General features: G+C 64.4%; 27 protein-coding genes and 1 pseudogene. 11 read left to right on the top strand and 17 right to left on the bottom strand.

Annotated elements, in window-relative coordinates; genetic code table 11:
• Positions 1 to 73: 73 nt before the first annotated feature.
• The 6 genes from FJ418_RS05215 to FJ418_RS05240 all read right to left on the bottom strand — a co-directional run bounded on the left by FJ418_RS05215 (position 74) and on the right by FJ418_RS05240 (position 6,718).
• The gene (locus FJ418_RS05215; RefSeq protein WP_140650837.1) at positions 74 to 1,342 is read right to left on the bottom strand and encodes a multidrug effflux MFS transporter; all 1,269 of its coding nucleotides are present in this window, start codon (positions 1,340 to 1,342) and stop codon (positions 74 to 76) included.
• 158 nt (positions 1,343 to 1,500) lie between these two features.
• Entirely contained in the window at positions 1,501 to 1,836 is a 336-nt protein-coding gene (gene grxD / locus FJ418_RS05220) for a Grx4 family monothiol glutaredoxin (RefSeq protein WP_140710340.1), read from the bottom strand.
• A gap of 151 nt (positions 1,837 to 1,987) precedes the next feature.
• Positions 1,988 to 2,221, bottom strand: a complete 234-nt coding sequence (locus FJ418_RS05225; RefSeq protein WP_140647507.1) for a BolA family transcriptional regulator — start codon at positions 2,219 to 2,221, stop codon at positions 1,988 to 1,990.
• A 101-nt stretch (positions 2,222 to 2,322) separates the two neighbouring features.
• Positions 2,323 to 2,850: a hypothetical protein gene (locus tag FJ418_RS05230; protein WP_140864088.1), complete on the bottom strand. Its 528-nt coding sequence runs from the start codon at positions 2,848 to 2,850 to the stop codon at positions 2,323 to 2,325.
• A 79-nt stretch (positions 2,851 to 2,929) separates the two neighbouring features.
• On the bottom strand, positions 2,930 to 5,161 hold the full coding sequence (purL, locus tag FJ418_RS05235) for a phosphoribosylformylglycinamidine synthase subunit PurL (RefSeq protein WP_140864090.1): 2,232 nt from the start codon (positions 5,159 to 5,161) through the stop codon (positions 2,930 to 2,932).
• Positions 5,162 to 5,308: 147 nt separating this feature from the next.
• Complete coding sequence (locus FJ418_RS05240) at positions 5,309 to 6,718, bottom strand: PLP-dependent aminotransferase family protein (RefSeq protein WP_140864092.1); 1,410 nt, start codon at positions 6,716 to 6,718, stop codon at positions 5,309 to 5,311.
• A gap of 91 nt (positions 6,719 to 6,809) precedes the next feature.
• On the opposite strand from FJ418_RS05240, the gene FJ418_RS05245 reads away from it, so the two are divergent.
• The gene (locus FJ418_RS05245; protein WP_140864094.1) at positions 6,810 to 7,058 is read left to right on the top strand and encodes a DUF1127 domain-containing protein; all 249 of its coding nucleotides are present in this window, start codon (positions 6,810 to 6,812) and stop codon (positions 7,056 to 7,058) included.
• Between the two features lie 3 nt (positions 7,059 to 7,061).
• Here the strand turns inward: FJ418_RS05245 and FJ418_RS05250 are convergent, their stop codons facing one another.
• The 5 genes from FJ418_RS05250 to purC all read right to left on the bottom strand — a co-directional run bounded on the left by FJ418_RS05250 (position 7,062) and on the right by purC (position 9,958).
• Positions 7,062 to 7,724: a Pr6Pr family membrane protein gene (locus FJ418_RS05250; RefSeq protein ID WP_140864096.1), complete on the bottom strand. Its 663-nt coding sequence runs from the start codon at positions 7,722 to 7,724 to the stop codon at positions 7,062 to 7,064.
• Positions 7,725 to 7,731: 7 nt separating this feature from the next.
• The gene (locus FJ418_RS05255; RefSeq protein ID WP_140864097.1) at positions 7,732 to 8,142 is read right to left on the bottom strand and encodes a hypothetical protein; all 411 of its coding nucleotides are present in this window, start codon (positions 8,140 to 8,142) and stop codon (positions 7,732 to 7,734) included.
• Positions 8,143 to 8,186: 44 nt separating this feature from the next.
• Positions 8,187 to 8,855: a phosphoribosylformylglycinamidine synthase subunit PurQ gene (purQ, locus tag FJ418_RS05260; protein ID WP_140864099.1), complete on the bottom strand. Its 669-nt coding sequence runs from the start codon at positions 8,853 to 8,855 to the stop codon at positions 8,187 to 8,189.
• 1 nt (position 8,856) lies between these two features.
• On the bottom strand, positions 8,857 to 9,099 hold the full coding sequence (gene purS / locus FJ418_RS05265) for a phosphoribosylformylglycinamidine synthase subunit PurS (RefSeq protein ID WP_140650819.1): 243 nt from the start codon (positions 9,097 to 9,099) through the stop codon (positions 8,857 to 8,859).
• Positions 9,100 to 9,163: 64 nt separating this feature from the next.
• A complete protein-coding gene (gene purC, locus FJ418_RS05270; protein WP_040995384.1) occupies positions 9,164 to 9,958 on the bottom strand; it encodes a phosphoribosylaminoimidazolesuccinocarboxamide synthase in 795 nt (264 codons plus the stop codon).
• Between the two features lie 274 nt (positions 9,959 to 10,232).
• Between purC and FJ418_RS05275 the strand changes: the two genes are divergently transcribed.
• On the top strand, positions 10,233 to 10,553 hold the full coding sequence (locus tag FJ418_RS05275; RefSeq protein WP_140647499.1) for a DUF1476 domain-containing protein: 321 nt from the start codon (positions 10,233 to 10,235) through the stop codon (positions 10,551 to 10,553).
• Positions 10,554 to 10,555: 2 nt separating this feature from the next.
• Here FJ418_RS05275 and FJ418_RS05280 read toward each other — a convergent pair whose 3' ends face one another.
• Positions 10,556 to 10,783, bottom strand: coding sequence for a hypothetical protein (locus tag FJ418_RS05280; RefSeq protein WP_140864101.1), 228 nt, complete (start codon positions 10,781 to 10,783; stop codon positions 10,556 to 10,558).
• Between FJ418_RS05280 and FJ418_RS05285 the strand changes: the two genes are divergently transcribed.
• Positions 10,773 to 11,546 carry an HpcH/HpaI aldolase/citrate lyase family protein gene (locus FJ418_RS05285; protein WP_040981238.1) on the top strand — a complete coding sequence of 258 codons (774 nt, stop codon included), beginning with the start codon at positions 10,773 to 10,775 and terminating at the stop codon, positions 11,544 to 11,546. The genes FJ418_RS05280 and FJ418_RS05285 overlap by 11 nt on opposite strands.
• A 7-nt stretch (positions 11,547 to 11,553) precedes the next feature.
• Here the strand turns inward: FJ418_RS05285 and FJ418_RS05290 are convergent, their stop codons facing one another.
• Complete coding sequence (locus FJ418_RS05290) at positions 11,554 to 12,111, bottom strand: alpha/beta hydrolase (RefSeq protein ID WP_140647497.1); 558 nt, start codon at positions 12,109 to 12,111, stop codon at positions 11,554 to 11,556.
• A 203-nt stretch (positions 12,112 to 12,314) separates the two neighbouring features.
• On the opposite strand from FJ418_RS05290, the gene FJ418_RS05295 reads away from it, so the two are divergent.
• A complete protein-coding gene (locus FJ418_RS05295; protein ID WP_140864103.1) occupies positions 12,315 to 13,127 on the top strand; it encodes a VOC family protein in 813 nt (270 codons plus the stop codon).
• A 189-nt stretch (positions 13,128 to 13,316) separates the two neighbouring features.
• On the opposite strand, the gene purB is transcribed toward FJ418_RS05295, so the two are convergent.
• Together purB and FJ418_RS05305 are read right to left on the bottom strand one after the other, a co-directional pair.
• Positions 13,317 to 14,624, bottom strand: a complete 1,308-nt coding sequence (gene purB, locus FJ418_RS05300) for an adenylosuccinate lyase (protein WP_140864105.1) — start codon at positions 14,622 to 14,624, stop codon at positions 13,317 to 13,319.
• A gap of 62 nt (positions 14,625 to 14,686) precedes the next feature.
• Positions 14,687 to 15,195, bottom strand: a pseudogene (locus tag FJ418_RS05305) (hypothetical protein).
• 200 nt (positions 15,196 to 15,395) lie between these two features.
• On the opposite strand from FJ418_RS05305, the gene FJ418_RS05310 reads away from it, so the two are divergent.
• Positions 15,396 to 15,653 (top strand): DUF2171 domain-containing protein, encoded by a 258-nt coding sequence (locus FJ418_RS05310; RefSeq protein ID WP_140647493.1) that lies wholly within the window; start codon positions 15,396 to 15,398, stop codon positions 15,651 to 15,653.
• A 7-nt stretch (positions 15,654 to 15,660) separates the two neighbouring features.
• Here FJ418_RS05310 and FJ418_RS05315 read toward each other — a convergent pair whose 3' ends face one another.
• Together FJ418_RS05315 and FJ418_RS05320 are read right to left on the bottom strand one after the other, a co-directional pair.
• Positions 15,661 to 16,677 (bottom strand): P1 family peptidase, encoded by a 1,017-nt coding sequence (locus FJ418_RS05315; RefSeq protein WP_140864107.1) that lies wholly within the window; start codon positions 16,675 to 16,677, stop codon positions 15,661 to 15,663.
• Positions 16,677 to 17,762: an ABC transporter substrate-binding protein gene (locus tag FJ418_RS05320; RefSeq protein WP_140864109.1), complete on the bottom strand. Its 1,086-nt coding sequence runs from the start codon at positions 17,760 to 17,762 to the stop codon at positions 16,677 to 16,679. The genes FJ418_RS05315 and FJ418_RS05320 overlap by 1 nt, the downstream gene beginning before the upstream one ends.
• Before the next feature lie 192 nt (positions 17,763 to 17,954).
• Here FJ418_RS05320 and FJ418_RS05325 point away from each other — a divergent pair, with 192 nt between their 5' ends.
• The 6 genes from FJ418_RS05325 to FJ418_RS05350 all read left to right on the top strand — a co-directional run bounded on the left by FJ418_RS05325 (position 17,955) and on the right by FJ418_RS05350 (position 23,383).
• A complete protein-coding gene (locus FJ418_RS05325; protein WP_140647490.1) occupies positions 17,955 to 18,449 on the top strand; it encodes a flavin reductase in 495 nt (164 codons plus the stop codon).
• Between the two features lie 29 nt (positions 18,450 to 18,478).
• Positions 18,479 to 19,402 (top strand): MoxR family ATPase, encoded by a 924-nt coding sequence (locus tag FJ418_RS05330; RefSeq protein WP_140864111.1) that lies wholly within the window; start codon positions 18,479 to 18,481, stop codon positions 19,400 to 19,402.
• A 5-nt stretch (positions 19,403 to 19,407) separates the two neighbouring features.
• Positions 19,408 to 20,658, top strand: coding sequence for a VWA domain-containing protein (locus tag FJ418_RS05335; RefSeq protein WP_140864113.1), 1,251 nt, complete (start codon positions 19,408 to 19,410; stop codon positions 20,656 to 20,658).
• A gap of 63 nt (positions 20,659 to 20,721) precedes the next feature.
• Positions 20,722 to 21,060, top strand: coding sequence for an XdhC family protein (locus FJ418_RS05340; RefSeq protein WP_140647488.1), 339 nt, complete (start codon positions 20,722 to 20,724; stop codon positions 21,058 to 21,060).
• A 5-nt stretch (positions 21,061 to 21,065) separates the two neighbouring features.
• Complete coding sequence (locus FJ418_RS05345) at positions 21,066 to 21,770, top strand: XdhC family protein (RefSeq protein ID WP_140864115.1); 705 nt, start codon at positions 21,066 to 21,068, stop codon at positions 21,768 to 21,770.
• Positions 21,767 to 23,383, top strand: a complete 1,617-nt coding sequence (locus tag FJ418_RS05350; protein WP_140864117.1) for a molybdopterin-binding/glycosyltransferase family 2 protein — start codon at positions 21,767 to 21,769, stop codon at positions 23,381 to 23,383. The genes FJ418_RS05345 and FJ418_RS05350 overlap by 4 nt, the downstream gene beginning before the upstream one ends.
• Positions 23,384 to 23,412 lie beyond the last annotated feature (29 nt).

The following is a 23,412-nucleotide window of genomic DNA, read 5'->3' on the forward strand; positions in this document are numbered from 1 at the left end:
ACCGACCAGAGTTTCAGTGCCATCATCCATCTCGCTGCCGCCGTCATAAACTCACGATGAATCTCAACAAGCCCTAGTGCAGATCGGTGACGTGTCCCGAAACAGGGGGATTGTGGGGCTGGAACATCCTGCCCCGCTCGGCGATCAGGATCATCAGCAAAGCCGCGACCGAGACGCTGCAGAAGCCGGCGGCCAGAGGCGTGACCGTGCCGTTATAGGCCTGGCCGATCGCCGCGCCGATGAGGGCACCGAGGAAGGTCTGCATGAAGCCCAGGATGGATGCCGCCGTGCCGGCGAGCTCGCCGAGCGGCTCCATGGCCAAAGCGTTGAAATTCGCGCCCAGTCCGCCGAATGGCAGCATCGCGCCGGCAAAGAAGGTGACGAAGAGCCAGAGCGGCATCTGTATCTCCAGCGAGACCACCAGCCAGGCAAGGCTGATGCACAGGAAGATGAGCAGCGCGCCTTGCGACAGGCGGCGCATGCCAATCTGTCCGACCAACCGAGAATTGAGATAGTTGGAGAAGGCAAGCACGCCGGCGACGCCGGCAAAGATCAGCGGGAACAATTCGCCGACATGAAAGATGTCGATGTAGATCTGCTGCGCCGAACTGATGAAGCCGAACATGGCGGCGAAAATGAACGTGCTGGCGAAAGCGTAGCAAAGCGTGAGCCGGTTGGTGAGCACGATGCGGAAGCCGCTGACGACGGAGCTTACCGTCAGCGGCCGGCGATATTCCGGATGCAGCGTCTCCGGCAGGCGCAGCAGAGCCCAGGTCGAAACGATCAGCGCGCCGATAGCCATGGTCACGAAAATCCAGTGCCAACTGGCGAACAGCATGACGAACTGGCCGATGCCGGGCGCGATGACAGGGATGGCCATGAACACCATGAAGATCAGCGACATCACCTCGGCCATGCGCCGGCCTTCGAACGTGTCGCGCACGATCGAGACGGCGATGACGCGGGTCGCGGCCGCGCCGATGCCCTGTATGAGACGCCAGGTCAGCAACAGGGTGAAACTGGGAGCTATGGCGGCGGCGGCCGCAGCCACGACATAGACGACCAGGCCAAGGACCAGTGGCGCCCGGCGCCCGAAGCGATCCGAAATAGGCCCGAACAAAAGCTGCCCGCCGCCGAAGCCGAGCATATAGGCGGTGATGACATATTGGCGGTGGTTCTCGCTCTCGACGCCGAGCGAGGCGCCGATCTGCTGCAGCGCCGGCAACATGATGTCGATGGCCAAGGAGTTGAGCGCCATGAGCGCGGCGCAGAGCGCGATGAATTCCCAGCGCGGAATGGGCAAGCTGCTTGCCCGTTGCGACGCTTCTACCTGCTTGTCCACGGCAAATTCCGATCTTTCAAACGAACAGGCGCCGGCTGGCCGGCGCGCTGGTTCGTCTCATCCCCGAGACCCGGGGGTTATGTTGCCGAGGTGGGGGCGGCCCCGAGCGATGCTTGCCGGCCGGAGGGTTAGCCTCCGCGCCGGCGAGCAAAATTGAATCAGGCGGCGCCTTTGACGCTGACGCCCTTTTCGATCAGGAAGTCCTGCAACTCGCCGGCCTGGAACATTTCGCGCACGATGTCGCAGCCGCCGACGAATTCGCCCTTCACATAGAGCTGCGGGATGGTCGGCCAGTTGGAATAGTCCTTGATGCCCTGGCGCAATTCGGCCGAGTCGAGCACGTTGACGCCTTTGTAGTCGGCCCCGATGTAATCGAGGATCTGCACCACCTGGCCGGAGAAGCCGCATTGCGGGAAGCCGGGCGTGCCCTTCATGAAGAGCACGACGTCGTTGCTCTTCACTTCATTGTCGATGTAGTCGTTGATGCCGGTCATGGACGGTCCTTTCACGCCTGTGGGAGTCAGGCTGGAAACATGTCCTTCAAATAAACCCATAGGTTGGCTGAAACAAGACGTTAGCCGCGACGCCGGCCCAATGGCGCAAGGGATAACGCGATTTTGGGCTAAGCCTGAGCGGCGCCGGCGCTCAGTCGGGAATGCTGGTCTGCAGCGCCAGCGCGTGCAGCAAGCCGCCCATATTGCCCTTCAGCGCGTTGTAGACCATCTGATGCTGCTGCACACGGCTTTTGCCCCGGAAGCTCTCGGCCACGACCTCGGCCGCGTAATGATCGCCGTCGCCGGCCAGGTCGCGGATCGTCACCTTGGCGTCCGGAATGCCTTCCTTGATCAATTTTTCGATGTCGTGAGCATCCATTGCCATGGCAAAATCCTGTTTCAAGCGGGCAGGCTGTGTATGTGACTCGGGGTGAGCCTAAAGCCTTTCCAGCCCGGATTGAAGCCGTTCCGTCGGGTGATGAGGCCCTATGGGTTATCCTGGCTCGAATGAACCACACCGTCTTCGGTGATGTCATCGCGCGTCGAATAGGCGCGGCCGAGGCTGAAGACCAGCACGTAGAGCGGGAGGTTGATCAACAGGCTGACGATCGGAAGATAGCTCGTCATCCGCCATGCGGTTGAGAAGAAGGGCTGACCGTAGCCGTCGCAGGTCAAGGACGAGCCATAGTCCCAAATAGCCCCGATCAACGCGGCGATGGCGAAGAGCTTGATGCAGGTCGCGACGTGACTTGCCCGCGCCGGCTCCGGAGAAAGCCTGTTCCAGAGCACCAGGCAGACGACTGGAACGGCGTAGATCAGGGTCTGCAATATCAGCATCGGCAGCGTGCCGTTGGCCGCGGCCAGGAACTCGGCGCGGGTTTCCAGCCGCGGGCAGACCTCGCTCGATGTCGTCGACGACAGGAACAGGACGAACAGCCCGAGAAACCAGAAGAAGAACAGGAACGGCCAGAAGACGACTGCAATCAGCGCCCTGGCGGTTAAATCATGTCGCATATAAAAGGATTTATCTTTATTTTAAGCATGTCTTTTTCCCGAAACGCTGCACGCTTTCGGGAGACATGCTCTAGCCTGGTCAACTGGCCTGATCCATGAAGCGCGGGAACCAGCCCTCATGGGCGGCGGTCAGCTCGCTGACGGGGATCGGCCGGGCCTCGCCGAGCTTCAATTCACGACCGCCGGTGGTGCCGATCCAGGGCGCGAAGATGCCGAGCATGCCCTGCTCTTCGCGGATCCTGTCCCATTCGCCGCTTTGCGGGTCGATCGACAACGTCAGCAGGTAGCGCCCCTGGTCCTCGCCGAACCAGACCGGGATCGGATCGGTGCCGGTAAGCCCCGGAACGACGGCGCCGATGCCGGAGGCCATCGCCATTTCGGCGAGCGCTATCGCCAGGCCGCCGTCGGAGACGTCGTGCGCCGAGGTCACGATGCCGGAGGCGATCAGCGCGCGCACATGGTCGCCAACCCGCTTCTCATGATCGAGGTCGACCGGCGGCGGCGGGCCGTCGGCTCGACCGTGGATGTCACGCATATAGACGGACTGGCCGAGATGGCTGCCCCAGGTGGCGGGCGCGCCGACCAGCACGATCATCTGGCCTTCGGCGGCAAAGCCTATACGCGCCATCTTCGACCAGTCGGCAATCAGCCCGACGCCGCCAATGGTCGGTGTCGGCAGGATGCCGCGGCCGTTCGTCTCGTTGTAGAGCGAGACATTGCCGGAGACGATCGGGAAACCGAGAGCGCGGCAGGCATCACCGATGCCCTTAACCGCGCCGACGAACTGGCCCATGATCTCGGGCCGCTCCGGATTGCCGAAATTGAGGTTGTCGGTGGCCGCAAGCGGCAGGGCGCCGGTGGCGGTCAGGTTGCGCCAGCATTCGGCCACGGCCTGCTTGCCGCCTTCGTACGGGTCGGCCTCGCAGTAGCGCGGCGTGACGTCTGAGGAGAAGGCCAGCGCCTTGGTCGGATGACCCTCGACGCGCACGACGCCGGCGTCGCCGCCCGGAAGCTGCAGCGAATTGCCCTGGATCAGCGTGTCGTACTGCTCCCACACCCAGCGGCGCGAAGAAAGATCCGGCCCGCCCAGCATTTTCAGCAGCGCGTCGGCGACATCGGCCTTCGGCGCATCGTTCGCGGCGAGCGGCGCCAGCTTCTTCGGCTCGACCCAGGGGCGGTCATATTCCGGCGCCTGGTCGCCCAGGTCCTTGATCGGCAGGTTGGCGACCTCGTCGCCCTGATGGATGACGCGGAAGCGCAGATCGTCGGTGGTCTTGCCGACGATGGCGAAGTCGAGGCCCCATTTGCGGAAGATGGCCTCGGCTTCTTCCTCCTTTTCCGGGCGCAGCACCATCAGCATGCGCTCCTGGCTTTCCGACAGCATCATCTCATAGGCGCTCATGCGCTCTTCACGCACCGGCACCTTGTCGAGGTCGAGCTCGATGCCGAGGTCGCCCTTGGCGCCCATCTCGACGGCCGAGCAGGTGAGGCCGGCCGCGCCCATGTCCTGAATGGCGATGACGGCGCCCGACGCCATCAGCTCGAGGCAGGCTTCCAGCAGGCATTTTTCGGTAAAGGGATCGCCGACCTGCACGGTCGGACGCTTCTCCTCGATCTTGTCGTCGAATTCGGCCGAGGCCATGGTGGCGCCGCCGACGCCATCGCGCCCGGTCTTGGCGCCGAGATAGACGACCGGGAGGCCGACGCCCTTGGCCTGCGACAGGAAGATGGCGTTGGTCTTGGCGAGGCCCGCCGCGAAGGCGTTGACCAGGATGTTGCCGTTGTAGCGGGCATCGAAATTGACCTCGCCGCCGACGGTCGGCACGCCGAAGGAATTGCCGTAGCCGCCGACGCCCGAAACCACGCCGGCAACGAGATGCCGGGTCTTGGGATGATCCGGCGCGCCGAAGCGCAGCGCGTTCATGGCCGCCACCGGCCTGGCGCCCATGGTGAAGACGTCGCGCAATATGCCGCCGACGCCGGTCGCGGCGCCCTGATAGGGCTCGATGTAGGACGGGTGGTTGTGGCTCTCCATCTTGAAGACCACGCAGTCGCCGTCGCCGATATCGACCACGCCGGCATTCTCGCCCGGACCCTGGATGACCCGCGGGCCGCTGGTCGGCAGCGTGCGCAGCCATTTCTTCGAGGATTTGTAGGAGCAGTGCTCGTTCCACATCGCAGAGAAGATGCCGAGCTCGGTGAAGCTTGGTTCGCGGCCGACCAGATCGAGGATGCGCTGGTATTCGTCGGGCTTCAGCCCATGCGCGGCGACGAGCTCGGGGGTGATCGGCACGGAATTGGAAATAGTCATGAGCGGCGATTTTTGTCCGTGGGAGAGGGGGCTTCCTTGAGTCTCCTCTTATCGCAAGCTTTCGCGCGATACACCCCACCGGATGACGAAAAACGCCGGAAAACTGCCTATGCGGCGATGCCCAGGGGTCTGGGCTTGCCGGCTTGATCAGGAAAAACTGTCGTAGCCGGCGCGGCCTTCGTCGAGCAGGCGGCGGATGACGGCGACGCCGCCGGCGACATCCTCGCGCCGCCTCGGCTGCGAAATACCGAAGCGCACGCCGTGGAAGACCTGCTCGGAACGGCCGGCCTTGAATTCGTCCTCGTCGTCGATGAGCAGGCCATGTTCGAGACAGGCTTTCTTGAAGGTGCCGGACAGCCATGGGTCGGGCAAGGTGAGCCAGACGAAGGGCACTTTGTCGTGCGACCTGAAGGCGAAGCCGGCCAAGGTCTCGCGCACGATCGCGATGCGAGCGCCGAATTCGGCGATGCTGCGCCGGCGGATGTCGCCAGCCTGGCCGGACAGCACCAGCCGCGCATTCACCTCGGCCAGCAGGAAGGGCATGCCGCCGGTCATCATCTTGTGGGCGACGCGGATGCGATGGCGATAGGCAGGCGGGCACGACAGCCAGCCGCCGCGAAGGCCGGCAGCCACGGATTTCGACAGGCCGCCGGCGACGATGGTGCGCTCAGGCGCGTATTCGGCCATCAGCGGCGTCGGGTCTCCGGTTAAGCCGCCGTAAAGATCGTCTTCTATGAGGACGACATTGTACTCACGCGCGATCCGCGCGATCGCCTCGCGGCGCGACGCCGGCAAGATGGCCAGCGTCGGGTTCTGCGCCGTCGGCATCAGAAAGATCATTTTCGGGTGCTTTTGCGCGCAGACCCGCTCGAAATCCTCGGGATCGATGCCTTCGTCATCCGATGCCACCAGCGCCGTGCGGCGCCCGATCAGGCCGGCGCTGCGGGAAATCTGCGAATAGGTGAGGTGCTCGAAGACGACATAGTCGCCGGGCATGGTCAGCGCCGCGATCGCCGCCATGACCGCGGCGTGGGTGCCCAGCGTCGGCACGATCGAATCGGGCGAGGGGCGGAAGGCATTGCGCGCCAGCCAGCGGCTGCCCGCCTCATACCAGCGTTCGGGAAAATCCCGCGTATAGCTCGAAATGTCGTGCGGATGCTCCAGCGCCGTGCGCGCCAGCATGTCGGCGATCACCGCGCCCTGGCCGACATCGGGCGCGGCGGTGCTGTCGAAACGCAGCTTGCCGCTTGGCGCGTCGATGAAGCGCGTGCCTTGCAAGCCTGGTTCGACATCGGGTTTCGGGGTCTCCGTCCGCTGGCCGAGCACATAGGTGCCGCGACCAACCTCGCCGCTCACCAGACCGCGCTCGCGCAGCAGTTGATAGGCCCTGCCGATGGTGCCGACCGTCGTGCCGATGTCATAGGCGAGGTCGCGCTGCGGCGGCAGTTTTGCACCGGCATCGATGACGCCCTTGTCGATATCTGACTCAATGCTGTCAGCAAGACGCTGATAGAGCGGACCGGAGCCAGAGGAAAGATCGGGGAGCCAATTTGTCATGGTGACAATTTTCTATATTGCACCGCGCGATGAGTCAATCCATATCGAGCTGGCGATTGGAAAGGTGCAATCGAGACAAGGTAGAACGGAAATGGATACAATCGAGACAATTCGCTACGCTCGCCCGACTGTTGGCGCGCAGTCCGAGCCCTTGGCCCATCGCGGCTTCGTCGATCGCCTGGTGGTTGTGCTCCGTTCCATCGCGAGGCAGATCGACCGCATGCTCGAACGTCGGCGCGGCCGCCTTGCGCTGCTCGAGATGACGGACGAGCAGCTCAAGGATATCGGCGTCTCGCGCTGCGACGCCCATCGCGAAGGCATCCGGGCGTTCTGGGAGTGATGCCTATTGGCGGCTCGATTGGATGCCGGTTGCGGGCTTTCCCCGCAACCGGCCGATGCCGTGATCGACAAGCACGGCAAGCACGCTCAATCCGATGAACAGGGCTGTGACGCCCAGGGCCGAAACGGTGACGCTGGCCCCGCCGTTCTTGGCGACATCAAGGAACGGGTAGGGCACTTCGCCGGCGAAGAGCGCGCGTATCAGCGCGTAGGCGAGATACCCCAGCGGATAGATCATCCACCAGGAGATATCGCGCCAGCGTGTGCTGCCGTCGGCGCCTGCGGTAAGCCACCACGCGACGAAGATGAATGGCGTGACGTAGTGGAGCAGGACGTCGCAGAGCAGGAACAAACCCTGCGGCTGCCAGAGCCTCGCCAGAACCGTGGCGTAGACGATGAAAACCAGAGTTATGGCCACCGCCACGCCGGCCCGCGTCCGCTGCCCGGCAAAGGCCGGAAACCAGGCATAGCCGGCGGGTGACAGCAGCGAAGCGTGCACCATCACCGCCGCGATGTTGGTCAGGATGGTGAAGAAGCTGAAATAGAAGACGATCGAGCCGAGCAAGCCACGTCCTGCGGCCATGGATGCCGGCAAGGTGATGGCGAATTGCAGGACAAGCGCAATCAGCCCGACAACCAGCCCCGCGGTCTGCAGGAACCGGCCCATCGCAACCTCAGGCGGCAGCCGCGCAGGACGGATTGCCCGCCTGCCAGCGGGCGATGTCAGAGCCGATGCGCGCGCCGAGCGGCTCATTCATCAGCGGCCCGAACACATCGACGCGGCTGGAGTTGCCCTGCGCCTGCACGACCAGCAGCGGCTTGCCGCCATAGTGCTTGGCGGGCACCAGCAGGAAGCGCGGCGTGCCGCTGTAGGAATTGAGCTCGTTCGCCATCTGGTAGGCCTTGAAGGCCGGATCCTTGCTGGCGATCCAGCATTTGTGCGCGGCGATCGCGACCTGCTCCATGGCAAGCAGAGAGGCGCTCTTGCCTGAGGGAACCGGCGTTGTCTTGGGGCTGGACTGGCAGGAAGCCAAGACGAGCCCGGCGGTGGCCAGGAGGGCAAGGCGAGCAATCGTCAGTCTCATGGTCAGTCCGCCCCCCCCCCGCGTTCCGATAGGATGTTAAAGGATCAAGCCGCGATGCCGAGCGCGCTCTCGAACAGCGCCCGCCCGTCATTGCCGCCATGCGCCGCTTCGATCAGGTTCTCGGGATGCGGCATCAGGCCGAGCACGTTGCCGTTGTCGTTGACGATGCCGGCGATGTCGTTGATCGAGCCATTGGGATTAGTGCCGTCAGCATAGCGGAACACCACCTGGCCTTCGCCTTCGAGGCGGGCCAGCGTCTCGGCATCGGCGAAGTAGTTGCCGTCATGGTGCGCGACCGGCGAGCGGATCACCTGACCCGGCTGGTAGCCGCGGGTGAACATGGTGTTGGCGTTGGCGATCTCAAGCTTCACCTGCCGGCAGACGAATTTCAGCGACGCATTGCGCATCAACGCGCCCGGCAGCAATCCCGCCTCGACCAGGATCTGGAAGCCGTTGCAGACGCCGACGACGGTCACGCCCTTGGCGGCCTTTTCGGCGACCGCACGCATCACCGGCATGCGCGCCGCGATCGCGCCGCAGCGCAGATAGTCACCGAAGGAGAAGCCGCCGGGGATGGCGATCAGATCGACATCGGGGATTTCCGTGTCGGTCTGCCAGACGGTCGCCGGCGCCTGGCCGGAAATCTTGGTCAGCGCCGCGATCATGTCGCGGTCGCGGTTGAGGCCAGGCAGGAGGACGACGGCTGATTTCATTTCAGGCAATCTCCACCGCGTAATTCTCGATCACCGTGTTCGCCAGAAGCTTGTCGCACATGGCCTTGAGGTCGGCTTCGGCCTTGGCCTTGTCGGCTCCGGTGAGCTCGATGTCGAACACCTTGCCCTGGCGCACTTGGCCGACGCCGTCGAAGCCAAGCCCGGAGAGCGCGTGCTCGATCGCCTTGCCCTGCGGGTCGAGGACGCCGTTCTTGAGGGTCACGGTGATACGGGCTTTCATCAATGCTCCTGGGCAGATCGTCGTTTGGCAAAAAAGGCCTGCCATTGTCTGGCAGGCCCGTCAGTACTTAGTGCTTCAGGCCCTTGGGCGCCTCGGAGGAAGCGACGAGCACGGGACCCGTCGGGCGCGGCGGCTCGTTCTCGTTGATGATGCCGAGACGGCGGGCAACTTCCTGATAGGCTTCGACTAGGCCGCCCATGTCGCGGCGGAAACGGTCCTTGTCGAGCTTGTCCTGTGTGGCGACGTCCCATAGCCGGCAGGAATCCGGCGAGATCTCGTCGGCGACGACGATGCGCATCATGTCGCCCTCGAACAGTCGGCCGCATTCGATCTTGAAGTCGACGAGCTGGATGCCGACGCCGAGGAACAGGCCGGAGAGAAAGTCGTTGACGCGGATGGCCAAGGCCATGATGTCGTCGATTTCCTGCGGGCTTGCCCAGCCGAAGGCGGTGATGTGCTCTTCCGACACCATCGGGTCGTCGAGCGCGTCGGCCTTGTAGTAGAATTCGATGATCGAGCGCGGCAGCACCGTGCCTTCCTCGATGCCGAGACGCTTGGACAGCGAGCCGGCGGCGACGTTGCGCACCACGACCTCGAGCGGAATGATCTCGACTTCCTTGATCAGCTGCTCGCGCATGTTGAGCCGGCGGATGAAATGGGTCGGGATGCCCATCCGGTTCAAGTGGTTGAAGATGTGCTCGGAAATGCGGTTGTTGAGCACGCCCTTGCCATCGACCACCTCATGCTTCTTCTTGTTGAAGGCGGTGGCATCGTCCTTGAAAAACTGGATCAGCGTCCCCGGCTCAGGTCCCTCATAGAGGATCTTGGCCTTGCCTTCGTAGATGCGGCGGCGATTTTTCATCTGATTTTTTCTCTGGATCTCCGGGCAGGCGGCAAGTGACCAGTTCCTGTCCGTTTGCCTAAGTTAGTATGGCGAAGGCGGCGTTCAATGCCGGTGTTATCGCAATCGTCCTGTTTGCTCAATCGGCAAATCCCGCGAATCAACCGCTTTCGGAACCGAAATGCCGCAGCGCAGCATGCGACGAAGCATATTGACCGGCTCGCGGCCTTTTGGTTTGTGCTTGCCCATCACACATATTCATCGCCAAGCGAATCGGATTGATCGGAGGGACGTCATGAGCAGCATGAAAGACCGCGAAGAGGGCTTCGAGCGCAAATTCGCCTTCGACGAGGAACTTCGCTTCAAGGCCGCGGCGCGCCGCAACAAGGCGCTGGGGCTGTGGGCAGCCGAGAAACTCGGCAAATCCGGCGCCGATGCCGAAGCCTATGCCAAGGAAGTGGTGGTCTCCGATATCGAGGAAGCGGGCGACCATGATGTCTTCCGCAAGATCCGCAAGGATTTCGATGCCGCCGGCGTCGCTCAGTCCGACCACCAGATCCGCCGCACCATGGACGAGCTGATGGCGCAGGCGATCGAGCAGATCAAGAACAGCTGAGGCTATGTGGGCATGATGTCGCCGGAAAACCGCTTCACGCCTTTCGCCATCATGCCTATCTCTTTGTTTTTACGCAATTCCGGACGGAAAACCGTTACACACTTTTCCTGGAATTTGCTCTGACTGGACCAATCGACCGCCCGGCCAAACCGGGCGGTTTTTCTTTGCCTTAGCGTCGTTTCCAGCTGAAACTGCGGATTGTTAACAAGGAAAGTTCCGATGTCGCTCAAGTCCCGCCTGGCCGCCGACGAAACGCTGTTCACCGCATGGTCGGGCGTGCCGGATGCGCTGACGGTCGAGATCATCGCCAAGCAGGGTTTCGATGCGGTCACCCTCGACATGCAGCATGGCGGCCATCACGAGGACAGCGTGCTGCGCGGCCTGGTGCCGGTGCTGGCCGCCAACAAGCCGGCGCTGGTGCGCATTCCGGTCGGGCGCTTCGACATGGCGAGCCGCGCGCTCGATTTCGGGGCCGAGGCGGTGATCGCGCCGATGGTGAACTCCGTGGCCGATGCAAGGCAGTTCGCCGCCGCGATGAAATACCCGCCGCTGGGCGAGCGTTCCTGGGGGCCGACCTATGCCTTCCCGCGCCACGGCAAGGGCGACCATGCCGAATGGCTGCGCGATACGAACCAGCGCACCATGGCTTTCGCGATGGTCGAAACGCGGGCGGCCCTCGAGGCGCTGGACGGTATTCTGGATACGCCCGGCATCGACGGCATCTTCGTCGGCCCGTCGGATTTCTCGATCGCCTGGTCGAACGGCGCCACCGTCAGTTCGACGCTGGAAAGCATGATGGAGACGGTCGCGTCGATCGCCGAGCGGACACGCAAGGCCGGCAAGCATGCCGCGATCTATGTCATCGAACCGGCGATCGCCGGGCGCGTCGTTTCGATGGGCTTCCGGCTGCTCGCCATGGGCTCGGACCACACGCTGATTTCACTCGGCGCGAAGACGCTGCTGAAGAGCATGCGGGATTCGATCGGCTCCTAGACGCCGATTAGGGTTCTTTCAGTTCCGTCAGAAACTTGGCGAAAGTCATCGAACCCTCGGGCCAGGGGCCGAAGCCCGCGTCGTGGTTGAGATGGCCGGCCTCACCGGCGTCGATGAAGAGCGATCCCCAGGCGGCGGCAATGTCCTCGGCGACCTCGAAAGCGCAGAACGGATCGTTGCGGCTGGCGATCACGATGGACGGAAAGGGCAGCGGATCGCGCGAATAAGGGCCAAAGGTCATCAGATGTTTCGGCCTGATTTCCGGATTGGAGACATCCGGCGGCGCGACGAAGAAGGCGCCCGCGACCGGCTTCTTGAATTGCGAGATGGCCTGCACCGCGGCCGCGACGCCAAGCGAGTGCGCTACGAGAACCACCGGCCGCTCGGCCTCGTTGACGGCGTTCGCTACGCTCGCCGTCCAGTCCTCGCGCACGGGCTTGGTCCATTCCGCCTGCTCGACACGGCGCGCCGTCGACAGTTTCGACTGCCAGCGGGTCTGCCAATGCTCGGGACCGGAATTGGTGTAGCCCGGCACGATCAGAATATCTGCATCTTTGACTTTCATGGCGCGGATGTAGCGAGCGGTCTTCTCGCCTGCAACCCTCATTGCATTTCGACCGAATGCACTTTTGTGAACACCTTGTTCGATTCTTGCTGTCTTGTGTGAACGATTGTAATCGACGAGTTGGAAGAGGAAGAAGGAACAAGAGCTGGCGGCTTTGAAAATCCCATCCCATATCGGGAAGCGTCGTCCGAACGGAGAGTTTGATGAGCGAACTGCCTTTTGCCGCGACCACCCCGGTCAGCGTTTCGCGTGTCGGGTTGAAGGTGCGAGACGCTGAAAGCCTGGCGGCCTATTACCGGGCCGTTGTCGGCCTGCAGGAACTGAGCCGCGCCGATGGCGCGATCACGCTCGGCGCGGCCAACCGGCCATTGCTGGTGCTGGAGCAGGATTCTTCGGCCAAGCCCGACGATCCGCGCGGCGCCGGGCTCTTCCACACTGCTTTCCTTTTGCCATCGCGCGCCGATCTTGGCCGCTGGATCAGCCACGCCGCCGCCAACCGCATCGGTATCGAGGGCGCGTCCGACCATCTGGTCAGCGAGGCGCTTTACCTGACCGACCCGGAGGGCAACGGCATCGAGATCTATGCGGACCGCCGCCCGCAAGACTGGAAGTGGAACGGCGACAAGATCGCCATGGCGACCGAGCGGCTGAACCTGCCGGCAGTGGTGGGCAGCGTGCCGGCGGGCGATGCGGGCTGGCAAGGCGCGCCGGAAAACACCATTGTCGGCCATGTGCATCTGCGCGTCGGCCGGCCGGACGATGCGGAGGCCTGGTGGCATGACCAGTTCGGCTTCGACACCGTCGCCAAATATGGCGGCCAGGCGGTGTTCCTGTCGTCCGGCCATTACCACCATCATATCGGCGCCAATGCCTGGCAGAGCGCCGGCGCCGGCCGCCGCGACCCCTCCCGCTCGGGCCTCACCTGGGTCGAGATGCGCTCGGACAATGTGAAGGAAGAGACGAGCCGAGAGGACCCGTGGGGCACGGTGATCAGGACTGTGCCTGGGAAGGCTTGATCGGGCGTCGGTGACAGCGTCTTCCTCCCCGTCACTATACGGGGGGAAATGCCCGGCAGGGCAATGAGGGGCAGCGCCGGCGTCAGGATGTTTCACGACAGACGGGTGCGATAGTCACCGAAGTCGGCGCCGCCCCTCATCCGCCCTTCGGGCACCTTCTCCCCGTATAGAGACGGGGCGAAGGAAAGATCAAGCTTCCCCGAACACCCGCTTGAAGATCGTCTCGACATGCTTGGTGTGATAGCCGAGATCGAATTTTTCGCGGATCTCGGCTTCGGAGAGCGCCGCCGTCACGTCCTTGTCGGCCAGCAGTTCCTCGAGGAAATCGGCGCCGTGTTCCCAGACCTTCATGGCGTTGCGCTGCACCAGGCGGTAGGAGTCCTCGCGCGACAGGCCGGCCTGGGTCAGCGCCAGAAGCACACGTTGGGAGTGCACAAGCCCGCGGAACCTGTTGAGGTTCTTCTCCATGTTCTCGGGGTAGACGAGCAGCTTGTCGACGACGCCGGTCAGGCGCGCCAGCGCGAAGTCCAGCGTCACCGTCGCGTCCGGCCCGATCATACGCTCGACCGAGGAATGCGAAATGTCGCGCTCGTGCCAGAGCGCCACGTCTTCCATGGCCGGCAGCGCCATGGAACGCACCATGCGGGCAAGGCCGGTGAGGTTTTCGGTCAGCACCGGGTTGCGCTTGTGCGGCATCGCCGACGAGCCCTTCTGCCCCGGCGAGAAATACTCTTCCGCTTCCAGCACCTCGGTGCGCTGCAGATGGCGGATCTCGACGGCAAGGCGTTCGACCGAGGAGGCGATGACGCCGAGCGTTGCAAAGAACATGGCGTGGCGGTCGCGCGGGATGACCTGGGTCGACACCGGCTCCGGCTTCAGCCCAAGCTTTGCCGCCACATGCTCTTCGACATAAGGCTCGATGTTGGCGAAAGTGCCGACCGCGCCGGAAATGGCGCAGGTGGCGATGTCTTCCCGCGCATGCACCAGCCGCTCGCGGCAGCGCGAGAATTCGGCATAGGCCTGCGCCAGCTTGACGCCGAAGGTGGTCGGCTCGGCATGGATGCCGTGGCTGCGGCCGATGGTGACGGTGTCCTTGTGCTCGAAAGCACGGCGCTTCAGCGCCGCGAGCAGGGCGTCGATGTCGGCAAGCAGGATGTCGCTGGCCCGCGTCAACTGCACGGCAAGACAGGTGTCGAGCACGTCCGACGACGTCATGCCCTGGTGGATGAAGCGGGCATCCGGTCCGACGAATTCGGCAAGATGGGTCAGGAAAGCGATGACGTCATGCTTGGTCACGCGCTCGATCTCGTCGATCTTGGCGACGTCGAATTTGGCCGCGCCGCCTTTCTCCCAGATGGTCCTTGCCGCTTCCTTCGGAATGACGCCTAACTCGGCCAGCGCATCGCAGGCATGCGCCTCGATCTCGAACCAGATGCGGAAGCGGGTTTCGGGCGACCAGATGGCGACCATTTCCGGCCGGGAATAGCGAGGGATCATCCGTTTTTTGAGTCCTGATGGGAAAAGCGTTGGCCGCGTCCTAACAGAGGCGGGCCCGATGCTCAACGCCGCTGCCGCGCAAACCAGATACTTGCCGCGACAAGCGCTGCAAAACCCAGCGGAAAATAGAGCCGCATGCCGAGCACGACGAACTGGTAGAGCGCGGTCAGCATGGTGAAGGCGAATTCGAACGCCCAGGTCGGCGTGAACGCCGACGCGTGCCATTCGGCATAGTAGGAGCGATATTGCAGCGCGAACAGGCGAGCGTTGCCGCTAGAAGCGACACGAATGCCGCGGCGAAGGCTGTTTCCCAAAGACGGCCGCGAGAAACCAGTCTGGCCAGCGTCAATCCAACCGGGAAGGCAAGCACGCCGCCAAGACCATAAAGCAGCGCCACGAAACGGATGCTGTCGGGCGTCTCCCAGGCGGCCAGCAGAAGATTTGCCAGCGCACTCGCACCCATGGCGGCGCCCCAGAGCAAAGTTCCAACAACAGCCTCGCTTGCCGACGGAGCGGCGGCGCGCAACCGATCCGTGAGACCGTGGCGCAAGGGAACTTGCTGCAGCGGCATCATGGGCGGCAAGCCGTATCGCGCGTCGGGTGGCCGGGCAGGCTGGGCGTCATCTGCATGACATCTGTCTCATCAGCGTCATGCGTATCACGCCATGGTGAACGAGACGTGCCGTGCGATGCATCCAATCCGGCGTTCATTTGTTATTGTCGGCCGTCTCGCATCCGAAAGGGCAAATCGCCATCCAGTGGAGGACCAGCATGAGCACCGACATCAGCAAGATACGCGGACATATGGAAGTGATCGGCGCCGATGGCGTCCATATCGGCACCGTCGACAAGGTCGAGGGTGACCGGATCAAGCTGACCAGGGCTGACAGCGGCATGGGCTCGCACAAGGGCCATCACCACTACATTTCGCTTGCCCTGGTCGCGGAGATCGACGGGCAGAAGGTATGGCTCTCCGCGAATTCCGATGTTGCGGTCACCTTCGAGGAAGAGAAATCCGATCCGACTTGATTAGCCGTCAACGCGACGACCAGACCGGAAACAGGTCGCCGTTCGCGGGTGTCGCGGCATATACGCCGCGGCTGATCGCGCGCGCCATGGTCGCGCCGGCCGCCGCGAACAGGTCGATCGCGGCGTCGGCGCCGAGTTCGATGCCGCTCGTGCCGGTCGCCAGCGCAAACACCAGATCGCCGTCGGCCGGCGTATGCGTCGGCCAGATGGCGCGGGCGAAGCCGTCATGCGCCGAAATCGCCAGCCGCTTGGCCGCGGCCTTGGTCATGACGGCGTCCGTGGCGATGACGGCGATGGTGGTGCTGGCGGCTTCCCCATGCCCGCCGACGCGCCTGTCGCGGTATTTCAGCAGGATCTTCCTGGCCTCTTCGGGCATCGGCGCGGGATAACCCAGGCCGCCGAACTCGTCGCCGATCTCGAAGGGTGCTGCCCAAAAATGGCGGCTGCGGCCGACCGTCGCCGAGCCGGTCGGGTTGACGGCGGCGAGGGCGCCAATGGTGACGCCGCTGTCGAGCACAGTCGAGGCGGAGCCCAGCCCGCCTTTCAGCCCCGAGGTCAGCGCGCCGGTGCCGGCGCCAGCCGTGCCGATTTCGAAATCCACTGTCGCCGCCTGGACAGCCTCATAGCCGAGGTCGCGATAGGGCGGATAACGGCCCCAATCCTTGTCGCCGCCATTGCGCAGGTCGAACAGGATCGCGGCCGGCACGATCGGCACGCGGAAGCCGCCCACCTCGACACCGATGTTTTTCTCGCGCAGCGCCGCTTGCACGCCGGAGGCGGCGTCGAGACCGAAGGCGGAGCCGCCGGACAGGACGACGGCATGGATCGTCGCGATCGAATTCTGCGGCTCGAGCAGATCGGTCTCGCGCGTGCCCGGCGCGCCGCCCAGCACCTGGAAGCCGGCCACGGCGGGTTCATCGCACAGCACCACCGTGACGCCGGATTTCAACTTGCTATCGGCTGTACTGCCGACACGAAGGCCGGCAACGTCGGTGATGAGGTTGCGCGGTCCGGTGCGGAACATCACTTGTCCTCCAGCGGTACGAAATGCGTGCCGTCGAAGCGGAAGACGCGGAACGGGTTCTGGCTGAGGTCGCCCTTGTCGTCGAAGCGAACGGTGCCGATCGCGGTGGTGAAATCATGGCCGGTCAGCGCATCGGCGAGTGGCTGGCCGGAGCTTTCCGCGCCAGCCAGCGCGGCCTTGGCGACCTCGACCGCCGCATAGGCCGGCAGCGTGTAGCCGTCGGGCACGATGTTCTTCGCGGCGAAAGCCTGCACCACGTTGGGATCGGCGACCTCCGACCATTCCGGTGGGGCGATCATCAGTGTGCCGACGGTGTAGGGCACATCGCCCTGCGGCGTACGCAGGTTCTCGCCGCCGGCAAAGGTGATGCCGGCATCGAGCTGGGCGGCGTCGCGGCCCATGATGGCGATGTCGTCGCCGTCGCCGCCGGCGAACACCTTTGTCGCGCCGGCCTTCTTCAGCCGGCCGACCAGTCCGATCTGGTTGTCGAGCTGCGGCCGGAACGTGTCGACGAAGACAGGTTTCAGCGCCGCCTGCTCGGCCGCGGCGCGAAGGGTTTCGGCCATCTCGCGGCCATAGATGGTGCCGTCGTCGACGATGGCGAACAGGTCGTCGCGCCAGAGCTGGGTGAGCTTGGCGGCGACCGCGTTGCGCTCATCGTCGCCGCGCGGGCCGAGCCGGTAGACCGGCCAGCCGGTCTTGGCGCGCCGGTCGGTCAGGCTTTCGGTGCGCACGCCGACGGTGATCACCGGTATGTTGGCGTCCTTCAGGATCGGCAGCGCGGCTTCGATCGCCTCTGTGCAGAGGAAGCCGACCACGACATTGGCCTTGGCGTCGACGAATTCCCTTGCCGCCGCGGCGCCGCCCTCGGCGGTGCAGGCATCGTCGACGGCCTTGAACGCGATGCCGTTTGCCTCGGCTGCCAGGCCGGCGCCAGCCTCGACCTGCTTGCCGAGGATCGCCGATGTGCCGGAAAGCGGCGCGGCAACGCCGACCAGCGTCTCGGCGTCAGCGTTCGCTGCCAGCCAAAACAACGCGGCTATCGCCGTCGTCAGCGCGGCTATTGTCGTCGTCAGAAGGCGCATTCGGGCGAAGAGGTCCTCCGTGCCGGGCGTATGGTTCCGACACTATTCCAGGAAAGACCTAAAGGCTGGCTAAGCGCCGCGCAACACGCGAATTTGCGGATTGCAGTCAAGCACTTCGCCCGTGCTATGCAACTTGTGGCGTGCAATATGCCGCCATATATAACGAACTGGTTCCGACAGGTGGATTATCGGGTGCTGAAGATCAATGATATCGGGCCGCAGCACTATCGCGATGCGATGGCGCATTTTGCCGGCCATGTGCATGTGGTGACGACGGACGGGCCCGGCGGCAAAAGGGGCGCGACGGTGATCGCCGCCTGTTCGGTTTCGGACACGCCGCCGACGGTGCTGGTTTGCCTCAACCGCGAGAACGCCAAGAACGAAGCTTTCGTCAAGAACGGCAAGTTCGCGCTCAACACGCTCGCATCGGACCAGGAAGCCGTCTCGGTCGGCTTTTCGGGCGTCACCGGCCTGCCGGCGGAGGAGCGCTTTGCGCTTGCCGAGTGGGATGTGATCTCGACCGGCGCGCCGACGCTGAAAGGCGCCCTTGCCGTGTTCGACTGCGAGATCATCGATGCCAAGGACCTTGCCACCCACCGTGTGCTTTTTGGCAAGGTGACAGGCCTGCGCATCGGCGATAATTTGCGCCCGCTGATCTACCACAACCGCGGCTACCATTTTCTTTGAGACGGGCAAGCGGGATCCACGGAGACAAGATGACCGCGCCGCGCCCCGCGCCGAAGACGATCGACGAAACGCTCGATCTTTTGACCGGCGCGGGCTATGTCGCGGACCGTTCGCTGGCGACGGTGCTGTTTTTATCGCTGCGCATGAAGCGGCCCTTGTTCCTCGAAGGCGAGGCGGGTGTCGGCAAGACCGAGATCGCCAAAGTGCTGGCCGACGCGCTCGGCCGCCGGCTGATCCGGCTGCAGTGTTATGAAGGGCTCGACGTCTCCTCGGCCGTCTATGAATGGAATTACGCCGCCCAGATGATCGAGATCCGCATGGAGGAAGCGGCGGGCGAGGTCGTGCGCTCCGACATGGAGCGCAACGTCTTTTCCGAGAAATACCTGATCCGCCGTCCGGTGCTCGACGCGCTGACCGGCAAGGCGGGTGCGGCGCCGGTGTTCCTGATCGACGAGCTCGATCGCACCGACGAAGCTTTCGAGGCGTTCCTGCTCGAGATCCTGTCTGACTTCCAGGTGACTGTCCCGGAACTGGGCACGATCAAGGCGGAAGAACCGCCGATCGTCATCATTACCACCAACCGCACGCGGGAGATCCACGACGCGCTGAAGCGTCGCTGCCTCTATCACTGGGTCGATTATCCGAATGCCGAGCGCGAGCTGGAGATCGTGCGTCGCAAGGTGCCGCAGGCGAACCGACGGCTGTCGGCGGAGGTCGTGTCTTTCATCCAGAAGCTGCGCCAGGTCGAACTGTTCAAGGCGCCCGGCGTCGCCGAAACCATCGATTGGGCCGGCGCGCTGACCGAACTCGACAAGGTGGCGCTGGATCCGGAGACAGTGTCGGACACGATCGGCGTGCTTTTGAAATACCAGGACGACATCGCCCGTATCGGCGAGGGCGAGGGCCGGCGCATCCTCAATGAGGTGAAGGCCGAGCTTTCGGCGGCGGAGTAGGCACGATGCCGTCGCCGCATTCGGAACCCAGAGAGGCGATGGCGGATGGGCGCATCGCCGACAACATCGTCTATTTCGCCCGCGCCTTGCGCAAGGCCGGCATGCGCGTTGGCCCGGCCTCGGTGAAAGACGCCATCGAGGCGGTGCTCGCCGCCGGCATCGGCTCGCGCGACGATTTCTATTGGACGCTGCATGCGGTGCTCGTCTCGCGGCACGAGGATCATCCGGTCTTCGACGAGGCCTTCCGCCTGTTCTGGAAATCGCGAGAGCTGATCGAGAAGCTGCTGGCGATGTTTTCGCCGGTCGCGCCTGACGACCGCGAGAAGCAGAAGCCGCGGGCGGCCGAGAACCGCGTCAGCCAGGCGATGTTCGAAGGCCATCGGAAGAACCAGCCCGTGCGCGAAGTGCCGGAGATCGAAGTCGATGCGCGCCTCACCTTTTCCGGCAACGAGGTGCTGCGCGCCAAGGATTTTGCCCAGATGGATGCGGCGGAGATGGCCGAAGCCAAAAAGGCGATCGCGGGCTTGCGCCTGCCCTTCGATCTGATCCGCACGCGGCGCTTCAAGGCCGCCGCGCAGGGGCGCCGCATCGATCCGCGCGCCATGATGCGCTCGGCCTCCCGCACCGGCGGTGAGCTTATCCTGCCAAAATTCCGGTCGCCGCGCGAAGTGCATCCGCCACTGGTGGTGCTGGCCGACATTTCCGGCTCGATGAGCCAGTACACGCGCATCTTCCTGCATTTCCTGCACGCATTGACGGAAAAGCGCCGGCGCGTGCATGCCTTCGTCTTCGGCACGCGGCTGACCAACCTGACCCGTCAGATGCGCCATCGCGATCCGGACGAGGCGCTGGCCGATTGCTCGGCGGCGGTGAAGGACTGGTCGGGCGGCACCCGCATCGGCGACACGCTCGCCGAGTTCAACCGGTTGTGGTCGCGGCGCGTGCTGGGGCAGGGCGCGGTTGTGCTCCTCATCACCGACGGGCTGGAGCGCGACGACGTCACCGGCCTTTCGCAGGAGGTGGAGCGGCTGCATAAATCCTGCAGGCGGCTGATCTGGCTCAATCCGCTGTTGCGCTTCGGCGGGTTCGAGGCGCGCGCCCGCGGCGTCAAGGCGATGCTGCCGCATGTCGACGAGTTCCGGGCAGTGCACAATCTCGATGCGCTGGCCGATCTTTGCGCCTCTCTCGACCAGCGGCCGGCTGCTTCGGTTGATCCGCGCCGCTGGTTGCGAACTGGCGGGAGGCAGGCCGCGTAGCCATATGTTCGTGAGAGGGAAACTAACGTTTTCCTTGAAAAACAGACTTTGTGAGAAGCGACGATGGATGAGAGCATTTATCTCGATGAGGCCCGCGATCCCCTGATCATCGCGGAAGGCTGGATGAAGGACGGCAAGGATGTCGCCATCGCGACCGTGGTTGAGACCTGGGGTTCGGCGCCGCGTCCGGTCGGCAGCCATCTGGTCATCGACGCCGATGGGAATTTCCATGGCTCGGTCTCCGGCGGTTGTGTCGAGGGCGCCGTCGTGACCGAGGCGATCGACGTCATCGATTCGGGCAAGGCGAAGATGTTGGAGTTCGGCGTCGCCGACGAAACCGCCTGGCAGGTAGGCCTTTCCTGCGGCGGCCGCATCAAGGTCTATGTCGAGCGGCTGGGCTGATCATCGTGGATCCGTATGTCCTGAAGACGCTCAACGAAGAACGCCGCGCCCGACGCGCCGCGGTGCTTGTCACCGAGCTTGGCGACGGCCGAGACCGCATCGTGCGCGAGGGCGACCATGTTGCGGGCGATCTCGGAGCGGCCATCGCTAACGCGTTCCGCACCGGAAATTCGCGGTCGGTGGAGGCGGAAGGGCGGACCTTCTTTCTCAACGCGCATCTGCCGCGCCCGCGCCTCGTGGTGATCGGCGCCGTGCATATCAGTCAGGCGCTGGCGCCGATGGCCAGGATCGCCGGCTATCCGGTCGAGATCATCGATCCGCGCACCGCCTTCGCCACCCCGGAACGCTTTCCCGATGTCGCGCTGCATGCCGAATGGCCGCAGGATGTGCTGAAGCGCGCGCCGCTCGACAGCTATACGGCGCTTGCCGCCGTCACCCACGATCCGAAGATCGACGATTTCGCGCTGAAGGCGGCGCTCGACGCGCGGTGCTTCTATGTCGGGGCGCTTGGCAGCCACAAGACCCACGCCAAGCGTGTCGAACGCCTGCTGGCGCTCGGTGCCGGCGCCGACCAGATCGCCCGCATTCACGCGCCGATCGGCCTCGATATCGGTGCTGCCAGTCCGGCCGAGATCGCCGTCGCCGTCCTGGCGCAGACCATCCACGCCTTCCGCTCGCGCGGTCTCGAAGCGAAAGGCGCCGTGGCGTGAAATTCGGACCGGTTCCGATCGATGAGGCGGAAGGGGCGGTGCTGGCGCATGCGACCGCCGCCGGTGAAAAACGGTTCCGCAAGGCGCACCGGCTGAGCCGTGAGGACATCGCGGCGCTCAAAGCCGCGGGCATCGGTGAAGTCGTCGCCGCGGTTCTTGCCGAGAACGATCTCGGCGAGGATGCCGCCGCCGCGACGATCGCGGCCGCCATGAGCCACCGCAACATCGAGGTCAAGCCGGCCGCGACCGGGCGGGTGAATTTGCATGCGGGAGCCGCAGGCGTCTTTACCGTCGACGCCGGAATGATCGATGCCATCAATGCCGTCGACCCGGCCATCACCGTCGCGACGCTGGCGCAGCATGCGCCGGTCGAGAAGGGCCAGATGGTGGCGACTGTGAAGATCATCCCCTTTGCCGTCGCCGCAAGCCTGGTGGACAACGTGGCGAGGATCTGCGCCGGCCGCGAGATCTTTGCCGTCAACGCCTATCGCCCCATCACCGTCGGCGTCATCCAGACGGTGCTTCCCGGCGTCAAGCCGAGCGTGCTCGACAAGACGCTGCGCGTCACCGAGGCGCGGCTGGCGCGGTCCGGCGGCCGGCTGACGGCCGAACGGCGCACGCCGCACGAGATTGCGCCCGTCGCGGCGGCCGCAACCCAGCTGGCGCGCGACAACGACATGGTGGTGATCTTCGGGGCATCGGCGATGAGCGACTTCGCCGATGTCGTGCCGGCTGCGATCGAGCGCGCAGGCGGTACAGTCGTCCGCGCGGGCATGCCGGTCGACCCCGGCAATCTGCTTGTATTGGGAACGCTCGACGGCAAGCGTGTCGTCGGCGCGCCGGGATGCGCGCGCAGCCCGAAGGAGAATGGCTTCGACTGGGTGCTCGATCGTCTGGTTGCCGGGCTCGAGGTGACCGCGGGCGATATTGCCGGCATGGGCGTCGGCGGGCTTTTGATGGAAATCCCGACCAGGCCGCAGCCGCGCGAACCGGCGCCGCAGCCGGCAAGATCGGCGCTGAAAGTCGATATCGTGCTTCTGGCCGCCGGCCGTTCGAGCCGCATGGGCGGGCCGAACAAGCTTCTGGCGCTGTTCGACGGCGAGCCACTGGTGCGCCGCACCGCCGGTCGTGCGCTGGCCTCGAAGGCCGCCGGCACCATCGTCGTCACCGGCCATCAGCGCGAGCGCGTGCGTTCGGCGCTTGGCGGTTTCAGCGTAACATTCGCGGACAATCCCGATTTCGTCGACGGCCTTGCCTCGTCGTTGAAGACGGGCATCGCGAAGGTCGCGGCCGATGCGGCCGGCGCCATGATCGTGCTTGGAGACATGCCTGGCGTTTCGTCGACAGACCTCGACAGCCTGATCGATGCGTTCCGCCGCTCCGGCGGTCACGCCGTGGTCCGCGCCTCGCATCAGGGCAAGCGCGGCAATCCGGTGCTTTTGCCGAGATCGCTTTTCGCGGCCGTCGCGCAACTCGAGGGCGATACCGGGGCGCGGCATCTGGTCGAAGCCGAGGGTCTCGACGTCATCGATGTCGAGATCGGGCAGGGCGCCTCGATCGACGTCGACACGCGCGAGGCGCTGGAAGGGGCGGGCGGCGTTCTGCAGGATTGACAAAGCGGAGCCGAATTTCGCATGGCTCT

The organism is Mesorhizobium sp. B2-8-3, from assembly GCF_006440815.1.
Taxonomy (GTDB): Bacteria; Pseudomonadota; Alphaproteobacteria; order Rhizobiales; family Rhizobiaceae; genus Mesorhizobium.